The organism is Pseudoroseomonas ludipueritiae, from assembly GCF_014490445.1.
GTDB lineage: Bacteria > Pseudomonadota > Alphaproteobacteria > Acetobacterales > Acetobacteraceae > Pseudoroseomonas > Pseudoroseomonas ludipueritiae.
On the sequence record NZ_JACTUZ010000153.1, the window covers coordinates 1 to 10675 of the forward strand.

Consider the following 10675-nt stretch of genomic DNA (forward strand, 5'->3'; position numbering starts at 1 on the left):
CAGACCGTGCGCATCCTGCTGGCCGATGCCCCCGCCGCGATGCTGCTGCCGGCGTTGCACGCGCGGCTGAGCGTCACGGCGCCGGGCGTGATGCTGGCGGTGCTGCCCTGGGCCGGCGCCGAGGATGCGCTGGCACGGCTACGGCGCGGGGAGGCCGAGCTGATCGCCTCCGTGCTGCCGCCCCTGGCACCGCCGCTGCGCCAGCGGCGCCTGCTGGAGGAGCATTATGTCGCCGCCATGCGCCACGGCCACCCGGCGGCGGCGGATTTCACCCTGGCCCGCTGGCTCGCCTTTCCGCATCTCGTCGTTTCCGGCCATGGCGCCAGCACCACGCCGCTGGATGCGGTGCTGGCGGCACGGAGCCTTTCCCGCCGCGTTGGCTTGGTGGTGCCCAGCTTCCTCATGGTGCCGCCGCTGCTGGAGGGCTCGGACCTGATTGCCCTGCTGCCCTCCCGCTGCGTGCCGCCCGGAGCAGCGCTGGCCTTGCGCCCGCCGCCGCTGCCCGTGGAAGGCTTCGCGCTGGACCTCGCCTGGCACGACCGCAGCGCGGAGGACGTGGTGGTGCGGCATGTGGCCGACCTCCTGGGCGGCACGCTTCCCGGCACGGCGGCCTGAGCAGGCTGCACCAACGAAAAACGCCCCGGGGAGACCCCCGGGGCGCTTCCGCATCCGATCCGCGTGGGATCAGACGGAGTAGTACATCTCGAACTCAACCGGGTGCGGCGTGTGCTCGAACTTGTACACGTCCTGCCACTTCAGCTCGATGTAGCTCTCGATCTGGTCCTTGCTGAACACGTCGCCGGCCAGCAGGAACTCGTGGTCGGCGGCCAGGGACTCCAGCGCCTCGCGGAGCGAACCGCAGACGGTCGGGATGTCCTTCAGCTCTTCCGGCGGCAGGTCGTACAGATCCTTGTCCATGGCATCGCCCGGGTGGATCTTGTTCTTGATGCCGTCCAGGCCCGCCATCAGCATGGCGGCGAAGGCCAGGTAGGGGTTGGCGGTCGGGTCGGGGAAGCGGACCTCGACGCGCTTGGCCTTCGGGTTCGTCGCATAGGGGATGCGGCAGGAAGCCGAGCGGTTGCGGGCGGAGTAGGCCAGCAGCACCGGCGCCTCGAAGCCAGGGATCAGGCGCTTGTAGGAGTTGGTCGAGGGGTTCGTGAAGGCGTTCAGCGCCTTCGCGTGCTTGATGATGCCGCCGATGTAGTACAGCGCCTCGTTCGACAGGTCGGCATAGCCGTTGCCCGCGAAGAGCGGCTTGCCGTTCTTCCAGATGGACTGGTGGACGTGCATGCCCGAGCCGTTGTCGCCATAAACGGGCTTCGGCATGAAGGTCGCGGTCTTGCCGTAGCTGTGCGCGACATTGTGGATCACATACTTATAGATCTGCATGTGATCGGCATGCTGCACCAGCGGGCCGAACTTGGTGCCCAGCTCGTGCTGGGACTGCGCCACCTCGTGGTGGTGCTTCTCGCCGGCCACGCCCATCTCGATCATGGTGGACAGCATCTCGGCGCGCAGGTCGCTCTCGCTGTCGACCGGGGGCACCGGGAAATAGCCGCCCTTCACCAGCGGGCGGTGGCCCATGTTCCCTTCCGGGTAGTCCTTCATGCTGGCGCCCGGGCCCTCGATGCTGTCGAGGGAGTAGTGGCCGAAGGTGCCGCCCGTGCCGAACTTCACGTTGTCGAAGATGAAGAACTCAGCCTCGGCGCCGAAGAGCGCGGCATCGCCGATGCCGGTGGAAGCCACATAGGCCTCGGCCTTCTTGGCGGTCGAGCGCGGGTCGCGCGAATAGGCCTGGCCGGTCGAGGGCTCGATGATGTCGCAGAACAGGATCAGCTGCGGCTTGGCGGCGAAGGGGTCCATGCAGGCCGACGAGGCGTCGGGCATCAGGATCATGTCGGACTCATTGATCGCCTTCCAGCCGGCGATGGAGGAGCCATCGAACATGATGCCGTCCGTGAACATCTCCTCTTCCATCGTGGAGACGTGCTGGGCGGTGTGGTGCCACTTGCCCTTCGGATCGGTGAAGCGGAAGTCAACGTACTCGACGCTGTTCTCCCGGATCATCTCCATGACCTTGGAGACAGCGCTGGGCGCTGCGGCAACTGCGGGCTTCTTGGCCATGCTGTGTGGTCCTGTTCCCTAACGACACTCAAACTGCACGGCCGGAAACCTCCCGCCGCGTGTGGCCCCCGGCGCCGATAGCGCATCCTGGGGCCTTCTTCGCCACTACCCTCACCCCTGGTGAGGGCAGCGAAAACCTTGATCCCGGCGCGCCAGGGCGCCGGTGGCGGTCAGACCGCGTCCTCGCCCCGCTCGCCGGTGCGGATGCGGATGACCTCCTGCACGTCCGAGACGAAGATCTTGCCATCGCCGATGCGGCCGGTGCGGGCGGCGGCCTGGATGGCCTCGATCGCGCGCTCTGCCAGGTCGTCGGCGCAGACCACCTCGATCTTCACCTTGGGCAGGAAGTCCACCACGTATTCCGCGCCGCGATACAACTCGGTGTGGCCCTTCTGGCGGCCGAAGCCCTTGGCCTCCACCACCGTCAGGCCCTGCAGGCCGATCTCGTGCAGCGCGTCCTTCACCTCGTCGAGCTTGAAGGGCTTGATGATCGCCTCGATCTTCTTCATCGGCTCCAACTTCAGGCCATGCCCCTATCCGGGGGCCGGCCCTCCTCTTCTCTCCCGGTGCCGTCCGTCCGTGTTGGAGGACCAGCCAGTCGCCGGGCGGCTCGTCCTGCTGTGTCGCACGAGGCGCGCCAGAGGAGCAATGGCACCCAGCCGTGTTTTCCGTGGTGAAACCGCGACCTGAGCCAGAAACGGCACGCGAAACAGGCAGCCTGCCCACGAAATCGGCAGGCATGCAGAGCCGTTGTTGCATCGGGCGGTTCGGAACCCCATGATCCGGCCCGACCCATCCTACCGCCACCACCGAAGGCCCGCCCCCAAGCCATGAAGCCGCTGAACGCCCTGCTCTCCGCCACCGGCACCACTGTCTTCACCGTCATGTCCGCCCTGGCGGTGCAGCACGGCTCCATTAACCTGGGCCAGGGCTTTCCGGACTACGAAGGGCCGGAGGATGTGGTGAAGGCCGCCGCCGATGCGCTGCTGGACAACCGCAACCAGTACCCGCCCATGACCGGCCTGCCGGAGCTGCGCCAGGCCGTCGCGGATGCGAATCGCCGCTTCTATGGCCTGACCATCGACCCGGCCACCGAGGTCGTGGTCACCTCCGGCGCCACCGAGGCCCTGACCGCCTGCCTGATGGCCGTGCTGAACCCGGGCGACGAGGTCGTGCTCTTCGAGCCGCTCTACGACACCTACCTGCCGGTGATCCGCATGCTGGGGGCCGTGCCGAAGCTGGTGCGCCTGACGCCGCCGAAGTGGGAACTGCCGCGCGATGCCCTGGCCGCCGCCTTCGGCCCCAAGACCAAGGCCGTGCTGCTGAACACGCCGCTGAACCCGGCCAGCAAGGTCTTCACCGCCGCCGAGCTGGCCTTCATCGCCGACCTGCTGCAGCGCCACGACGCCTATGCGGTCTGCGACGAGGTCTACGAGCACCTGACCTTCGACGGCTGGAAGCATATCCCGCTGATGACCCTGCCCGGCATGCGCGGCCGCTGCATGCGCGTGGGCTCGGCTGGCAAGACCTTCAGCCTCACCGGCTGGAAGGTCGGCTATGTCACCTGCGATGCCAGCCTGGCGCCCAATGTCGCCAAGGCGCACCAGCTGCTGACCTTCACCACCCCGCCCAACCTGCAGCGCGCCGTGGCGGTCGGCCTGAACAAGGACGACAGCTACTTCGAGAGCCTCTCGGCCGAATTGCAGGCCAAGCGGGACCGGCTGGCCGCGGGGCTGGAGAAGCTGGGCTTCGGCGTGCTGGAAGCGCGCGGCAGCTACTTCATCACCGCCGACTTCTCCCCCCTCGGCTTCTCGGGCGACGACGTGGCCTTCTGCCGCCACATCACCGAGGCCGCCAAGGTGACGGCCATTCCCGTCTCCGCCTTCTATGACAACCCGGCCGATGCGCCCAAGCACTATGCCCGCTTCGCCTTCTGCAAGAACGATGCGGTGCTGGACGAGGCCCTGTCGCGCCTCGCCGCCTGGAAGGCGACGCGCGCGCCGGAAGCCATGGCGGGCTGAAGCCGGCCCACCGGCTTCTTCTTGCAGCCTGGGCAAGCCATCTTCGGCATCCGCTGAAGATGGCTTTTCTTTTACGTGCCCCTGCCGTTATTGCGGCGCAGCAAATTCGGCCGCGAATCGGAGGCCGGCAAGGAAGCGGCAGGCCACCGCGCGGGCTGAAGCCACGAAGATCCGTTGATCTGCCTCGAAGATTAAGGCGCCGGCGATTCTTGCTTCGCGGGAACAATGATCCTGGCCGAGCGTAAGGCTGGAAAATCGGACAAGGTGTTGCTAAAGCTCCGCGCAGGAGAAATCCAGGCGCCGCATAAAGCGCCTCAACCTATAACGAGAGTCGCACACACGATGTCGAAAGCCTTCCTCGCCCAGGTCATTCAGGATTCCATCGGCTGCACCGGCGTTGCCGCCAACCAGGCCGCCTCTGACCTGGTCGCTTCCATCGTGAAGGAGATGAAGAAGAAGGGTGGCTTCACCCTGCCGAGCTTCGGCACCTTCACCGTGCGCAAGACCAAGGCCCGCAAGGGCATGAACCCCCGCACGGGTGAGCCGGTGAAGATCAAGGCCGGCAAGACGGTGCGCTTCAAGGCCTCGCCGAACCTGAAGAAGGCGGTCTGAGGCCGGACGGGCGGGCCTTCCCGGCCCGCCCGCCTGCTTTCTACTTCTTCTTGCTGGCCTCGTAGCGGGCCTTGTTCTCCGCGTTCGGCGGATAGAGACCGGGCAGCGAGGCACCGGCCTCCACCTCGCCCATGATCCAGTTTTCCTGGCGCTCCTGTTCTTCCGCCAGCTCGGCCACCTGGGCCAGCAGTGCCTGCGGGATCAGCACGGCGCCATCCTGGTCCACCACCACGACATCATCCGGGAAGACGGCGACGCCGCCGCAGCCGATCGGCTGCTGCCAGGCCACGAAGGTCAGCCCGGCCACCGAGGGCGGGGCCGCCGCGCCGTCGCACCACACCGGCAGGCCGGTGCCGAGCACCCCCGCCATGTCGCGCACCACGCCATCGGTTACCAGCGCCGCCACGCCCTTCTTGGCCATGCGGGCGCAGAGGATGTCGCCGAAGATGCCAGCGTCCTTGACGCCCATGGCATCCACTACAGCCACGCAGCCTTCCGGCATCGCCTCGATGGCGGCGCGGGTGGAGATCGGCGAGGACCAGGATTCCGGCGTCGCCAGATCCTCGCGCGCCGGCACGAAGCGCAGCGTGAAGGCCCGCCCGACGATGCGGGGCTGCCCTTCCCGCAGCGGCCTGGTGCCGCGCATCCAGACATTGCGCAGCCCCTTCTTCAACAGCACTGTCGTCAGCGTGGCGGTGGAGATGCCCTCCAGCTTCGCCTTGATCGCTGCGTCCATTCCTTGAATCCCCTCTGTCATTCCGCGGCGTGTTCCAGCACCGCTTCCGCCGGCGCCTGCCGGAGCCGTCGCAGCAACGCCTGGACCGGGTGGTCGATCCGCACGCCATCGAAGCGCTTGATCTGGGAGCGGCAGGAATAGCCTGTCGCCACCAGCGCATTCCCATGCGCCGCGACCTTCTGCCGCCAGCCCATGTCGTAGAGACGCTCGGACATGTCGCGGTGCTCCGCCTCATGGCCGAAGGTGCCAGCCATGCCGCAGCAGCCCGTGGCCAGCACGCGAAGCGGCGCCCCCAGGTGCGAGAAGATGGCCTGCCAGTCCTTCAGGCTGCTCACGGCATTGGTGCGCTCCGTGCAATGCGGCAGCAGCATCAGCGGCTCGCCCTGCGGCAGCGGCGGCAGCAAGGGCAGGCGGCTGGCCAGCCATTCCTGCGGCAGCCGCACCTCCGGCGCATCCCCGCCCAGGGCGCCAACATATTCGCTGCGGTAGGTGATGGTCATGGAAGGGTCCAGCCCCACCAGCTCCACGCCGGTATCGGCCAGGGCACAGAGCATGGCGGCATTCTCCGCCGCCTGCCGCTCGAAGGCGCCCAGGAAGCCGTGCACATGCATCGGCTTGCCATTCGGCCGGTAGGGCGCCAGCCAGGGCGTGAAGCCCAGCTCCAGCAGCAGGTCCAGCAGGTCCAGCACCAGCCCGGTTTCGAAATAGCTGGTGAAGGCATCCTGCACGATCACCACATGCCGCTCTAGCTCGGCGGCGGGCACGGCGCGCAGGTCCACGGGCGTGGCGCGATAGACGCCGCGCTTCGCGGCTTCCGCCCAGAGGTCGATGCCGGAGAACAGCGGCGCATCCACCAGCCCGGCTTTGCGGCCCAGGGCGCGCCCGGCCGTGCTGCCCATCACCGCGTTGGAGATACGGTGGAAGCGCGCGCCCAGCGGCAGCATGGCCTCCAGCTTGCCAACCAGATGGTCCTTCAGCGGCCGGCGGTAGCGGGTGTGGTAGAGTTCCAGGAACTTGGCCCGGAAGGTCGGCACATCCACCTTGATCGGGCATTGGCCGGAGCAGGACTTGCAGGCGAGGCAGCCATCCATGGCCTCCTTCACCTCATGCGAGAAATCCTCTTCCGGCGTGCGGCTGTTGACGTAGCGGGTAAAGGCGCCGGACCAGGGCGAGGCCTTCCGCGCGCGCCATGCCTCCGCCATCGGGTCCACCCCGGCATCCGAGAGCCGCCGCAGCCATTCGCGGAACAGCGAGGCCCGGCCCTTGGGCGAATGCCGCCGGTCCCCCGTCGCCTTGAAGGAGGGGCACATGGCGTCATTGGGGTCGTAGTTGAAGCAGGCGCCATTGCCGTTGCAATGCAGCGCCTCGTCGTAATTGGCGCGGGTATTGGCGGGGATGGTGCGGTCCAGTTGCCCGCGCATCGGCACCTTGTCGATGGCCAGCAGCGCCTCGCCATCCGGCGCGGCGATCTTGCCGGGGTTCAACTGGTTGCGCGGATCGAAGGCCGCCTTGATGGCCTGCAGGGATTCGTAAAGCGGGCCGAAGACTTCCGGCACGTACTCGGACCGCACGCCCTTGCCATGCTCGCCCCAGAGCAGCCCGTTATACTTGCGGGTAAGGGCAAAAACCTCGTCCGAGATCTCGCGGATCATCCGCTCCGCGCCCGGGGCCTTCATGTCCAGCGCCGGGCGCACATGCAGCACGCCGGCATCGACATGGCCGAACATGCCATAGGCCAGCCCGCGCCGGTCCAGCGCCGCACGGAACTCGGCGATGTAATCCGCCAGATTCTCCGGCGGCACGGCGGTGTCTTCCACGAAGGGGATGGGCCGCGCATCGCCCTTCATGTTGCCCAGCAGGCCCACGGCCTTCTTGCGCATGGTCTGGATGCGCTCGGACGCCGCGTCCCAGGCCACGGTATGCCCGCGCCGGCCCATGGAGCGGTCTTCATCGGCCAGCCGGCGTTCCACCACGTCCAGCTTGGCCTGCACCTCCTCGATGCTGTCGCCGACAAATTCGATCAGGTTGATGCCGGGGGCCGGGCCTTCCGGGTCATTGGGGAAGAAGTCTCGCACCCCTTCCCAGACCACGTCGCCGCGCGCCAGGCCCAGCACCTTGGAATCGATCGTCTCCACCGAGGCCGCGCCCAGCACCATGATGCGCTGCGCGTCCCGAAGCGCGGCATCGAAGCTGTCGTAGCGCAGGTTGATCAGCGCGGCATGCTTCGGGATCGGCAGCACCCGGAGCTTCACTTCCGCGATCATCGCCAGCGTGCCCTCGGAGCCGCAAAGCACCGAGTTCAGGTTGAAGCGCCCTTCCCCGTCGCGGATATGCGCCAGGTCATAGCCGGTCAGGCAGCGGTTCAGCGGCGGGAAGCGCTCGTCGATCAACTGGCGACGCTCGCGGAAGATGCCGTCCACCACGCGGTGGATGGCGCCCACCATGTCGTGCCGCGCCGTGGCCCGGGCCAGCGCCGCCTCGTCCATCGGCTCCGAATGCCAGAGCGTGCCGTCCAGCAGCACCACGTCCAGCGCCAGCACATGGTCCCGTGTCTTGCCATACAGGCAGGACCCCTGGCCGCAGGCATCGGTGGAGACCATGCCCGCCACCGTGGCGCGGTTGGAGGTGGAGCATTCCGGCGCGAAGAACAGGCCATGCGGCCTGATGGCAGCGTTCAGCGCATCCTTCACCATGCCGGGCTGCACCCGCACCCAGCCTTCCGCCACATTCACTTCCAGCAGCCGGTTCATGTGGCGGGAGAGGTCCACCACGATGCCATCCGTCAGCGACTGCCCGTTGGTGCCGGTGCCGCCCCCGCGCGGCGTGAAGACCACGCCCGCGAAGCGCGGATCGGCGGAAACCCGGGCGATGCGCTGCAAGTCCTCCACATCGCGCGGGAAGACCACGGCCTGCGGCTGGCGCTGATAAATGGAATTATCAGTCGCCATCATCAGCCGCTGGCCGAAGCCGGCGTCGATATCCCCGGAGAAGCCCCGCAGCCGCAGCTCATCCAGGAAAGCGAGGGAAGGCGCGGCGGGCGCCGGAAGGTCACCGAGGCGGGGGATCATCGCACAGCCTTTTAAGGCCGGGGCGGCGGGCCTTATTCGCCCTTCCACTCCGGCTTGCGCTTGTTGAGGAAGGCATCCATGCCTTCCCGGAAATCCTGGCTCATGTAGCACATCAGCACGAGGTCGCGCCCCTCCTCCGAGGAGATCTGCGGCCGGAGGCGCGCGATGGCCTCCTTGGTGGCGCGCAGCGTCAGCGGCGCATTGCCGGCGATGGTGCGCGCCAGTTCCAGGGCGCGGGCCGGCAGGTCGGCCACATCGGGCACCACCTCATGCAGCAGGCCGATCTGCTTGGCTTCCTCGGCCTCGATCAGCCGGGCGGTGAAGATCATCTCCTTCACGCGGGAAGGCCCGACCAGCGCCAGCAGGCGCGAGAAGGCGCCCATGGAGAGGATATTGCCCAGCGTCCGCGCGATGGGGAAACCGAACTTGGCGTTGGAAGCGCCGATGCGGATGTCGCAGGAAGCCGCGATGGCGCCCCCGCCCCCGGTGCAGGCACCGGCGATGGCGGCAATGATCGGCTTCGGGCAGGATTCCAGCGTCGCCACGATGCGCCCGATCCGCTCCTCGTACTGGATGGCGTCCTCGGGCGTCTTGAAGGCGCGGAACTGGTTGATGTCGGTGCCGGAGGCGAAGGCCTTGTCCCCCGCGCCGGTCAGGATCACGGCGCGGACCGACTTGTCTTCCGCGATCTCGTTGCAGAAGGCGGCCAGCCTCTCATACATCGAGAAGGTGAAAGCGTTGCGCGCCTGCGGGCGGTTGAAGGTGACGCGGCGGATGCCGCCCTCCAGTTCCTCGAACAGAATGTCGTCCTGGCCGTCCATTGCGTCCTCCCCCTCCATTGCTGGCGGCGGGGCGGCGGGAACAGCCATGCCGGCTGCGCCAGCCGGGCCAGCCGCCTTTCCGCTATAGGATCGCCCCCGGTTGCTGTAAATCCGGGCCCGGGCGCCGCAATCATGGAAACTTCATCTTGCCCCCCTGACTTTCCGGCCCGGCCCCGGCTAGTGGAGGCGGCACGAACATGACAGGGTGGGACATCGACCTCATGCGCCGCTCCAGCTTCCTGCTCCTCAGCGCCTCGCTCCTGGCCACCGCCGCGCTTCCCGCCGTGGCGCAGCAGGCGCCTGTCTCCGGCAACCTGGTGCTCTATACCAGCCAGCTGGAGCCTGATGCCGCGGCCACGGTGGAAGCCTTCCGCAAGCGCCACCCGGGCGTGACGGTGGAATGGGTGCGCGGCGGCACCAACCAGATCCTGCCCCGCCTGCGCGCCGAGATCTCCGCTGGCAACCCACGTGCCGATGTGCTGCTGCTGGCCGATAGCCTGACCTTCGAGGGCCTGAAGAAGGAGGGCCTGCTGCGCCCCAGCCCGGAAGTGGAGCTCGGCGCCACCCCCGCCACGGTGCATGACCCGGAGCGGACCTATTTCGGCACCAAGCTGATGACCACCGGCATCGTCATGAACACGCGCGCGCCCTTCACGCCGAAGACCTGGGCCGACCTGCTGCGGCCCGAGGCACGCAACATGACCGCCATGCCCTCCCCCGCCGTCTCCGGCGCCGCCGGCATCCATATCCAGACCCTGGCGCAGGACCCGAAGCTGGGCTGGGACTATATCGAGAAGCTGGCCCGCGCCGGCATCCAGCCGCGCGGCGGCAATGGCGCCGTGCTGCAAAGCGTGGCGGGCGGGGAGCGCGCCTTCGGCATCGTGGTGGACTACATGCCGATCCGCGAGGCCGCGAAGGGCGCTCCGGTGAAATACATCTTCCCTGAGGACGGCGTCTCCGCCATCACCGAGCCCGCCGCCATCCTCAAGAGCAGCAGGAACCCGCAGGCGGCCGCCGCCTTCATCTCCTTCCTGCTCTCGCCCGAGGGCCAGAAGCTGGCCTCCAGCCAGGGCTTCCTGCCGGCCGACCCGAATGTGGCCCCACCGCCGGGCTTCCCGGACCCCAAGACCGTGAAGGTCCTGCCGCTCGACAATGCCCGCGCCGCCGAAGAAGCGGATGCGACCCTGCGCCGCTTCAACCAGCTTGTCGGCCAGTAGCCTCCAGGACCCACCGCCGGCCGCCGCCCCGCTGCCGGCGGTGCCGGCGGTCGCGCCCCCACCCTTGCCCCGCCCG

The 10675-nt window shown here is 68.0% G+C and carries 9 protein-coding genes; 4 read left to right on the top strand and 5 right to left on the bottom strand.

What is annotated here, in order from left to right; genetic code table 11:
• Positions 1-615: LysR substrate-binding domain-containing protein (locus IBL25_RS21380; protein ID WP_187780526.1), on the top strand; the 615-nt coding region annotated here is incomplete at its 5' end.
• 69 nt (positions 616-684) lie between these two features.
• Here IBL25_RS21380 and glnA read toward each other — a convergent pair.
• Complete coding sequence (glnA, locus tag IBL25_RS21385; protein WP_187780527.1) at positions 685-2124, bottom strand: type I glutamate--ammonia ligase; 1440 nt, start codon at positions 2122-2124, stop codon at positions 685-687.
• Positions 2125-2294: 170 nt separating this feature from the next.
• The gene (locus IBL25_RS21390) at positions 2295-2633 is read right to left on the bottom strand and encodes a P-II family nitrogen regulator (protein WP_120007455.1); all 339 of its coding nucleotides are present in this window, start codon (positions 2631-2633) and stop codon (positions 2295-2297) included.
• 321 nt (positions 2634-2954) lie between these two features.
• Here IBL25_RS21390 and IBL25_RS21395 point away from each other — a divergent pair, with 321 nt between their 5' ends.
• A complete protein-coding gene (locus IBL25_RS21395) occupies positions 2955-4145 on the top strand; it encodes an aminotransferase (protein WP_187780528.1) in 1191 nt (396 codons plus the stop codon).
• Positions 4146-4487: 342 nt separating this feature from the next.
• On the top strand, positions 4488-4757 hold the full coding sequence (locus tag IBL25_RS21400) for an HU family DNA-binding protein (RefSeq protein WP_187780532.1): 270 nt from the start codon (positions 4488-4490) through the stop codon (positions 4755-4757).
• Positions 4758-4797: 40 nt separating this feature from the next.
• On the opposite strand, the gene IBL25_RS21405 is transcribed toward IBL25_RS21400, so the two are convergent.
• Genes IBL25_RS21405 through IBL25_RS21415 form a run of 3 tightly spaced genes read right to left on the bottom strand, consistent with a single transcriptional unit; the run spans position 4798 to position 9382 of the window.
• Complete coding sequence (locus IBL25_RS21405) at positions 4798-5493, bottom strand: ribonuclease activity regulator RraA (RefSeq protein WP_187780529.1); 696 nt, start codon at positions 5491-5493, stop codon at positions 4798-4800.
• Positions 5494-5510: 17 nt separating this feature from the next.
• On the bottom strand, positions 5511-8561 hold the full coding sequence (gene ydiJ / locus IBL25_RS21410) for a D-2-hydroxyglutarate dehydrogenase YdiJ (protein ID WP_187780530.1): 3051 nt from the start codon (positions 8559-8561) through the stop codon (positions 5511-5513).
• Positions 8562-8593: 32 nt separating this feature from the next.
• Positions 8594-9382, bottom strand: a complete 789-nt coding sequence (locus IBL25_RS21415; RefSeq protein ID WP_187780531.1) for an enoyl-CoA hydratase/isomerase family protein — start codon at positions 9380-9382, stop codon at positions 8594-8596.
• 197 nt (positions 9383-9579) lie between these two features.
• Here IBL25_RS21415 and IBL25_RS21420 point away from each other — a divergent pair, with 197 nt between their 5' ends.
• A complete protein-coding gene (locus IBL25_RS21420) occupies positions 9580-10599 on the top strand; it encodes an ABC transporter substrate-binding protein (RefSeq protein ID WP_238940578.1) in 1020 nt (339 codons plus the stop codon).
• The last annotated feature ends 76 nt before the right edge of the window (positions 10600-10675 follow it).

Bases quoted from the DNA above. Each gene is read 5' to 3' on its own strand.
- IBL25_RS21395 (WP_187780528.1), top strand. From the start codon at position 2,955: ATGAAGCCGCTGAACGCCCTGCTCTCCGCCACCGGCACCACTGTCTTC.
- ydiJ (WP_187780530.1), bottom strand. From the start codon at position 8,561: ATGATCCCCCGCCTCGGTGACCTTCCGGCGCCCGCCGCGCCTTCCCTC.
- IBL25_RS21390 (WP_120007455.1), bottom strand. From the start codon at position 2,633: ATGAAGAAGATCGAGGCGATCATCAAGCCCTTCAAGCTCGACGAGGTG.
- IBL25_RS21405 (WP_187780529.1), bottom strand. From the start codon at position 5,493: ATGGACGCAGCGATCAAGGCGAAGCTGGAGGGCATCTCCACCGCCACG.
- IBL25_RS21420 (WP_238940578.1), top strand. From the start codon at position 9,580: ATGACAGGGTGGGACATCGACCTCATGCGCCGCTCCAGCTTCCTGCTC.
- IBL25_RS21400 (WP_187780532.1), top strand. From the start codon at position 4,488: ATGTCGAAAGCCTTCCTCGCCCAGGTCATTCAGGATTCCATCGGCTGC.
- IBL25_RS21415 (WP_187780531.1), bottom strand. From the start codon at position 9,382: ATGGACGGCCAGGACGACATTCTGTTCGAGGAACTGGAGGGCGGCATC.
- glnA (WP_187780527.1), bottom strand. From the start codon at position 2,124: ATGGCCAAGAAGCCCGCAGTTGCCGCAGCGCCCAGCGCTGTCTCCAAG.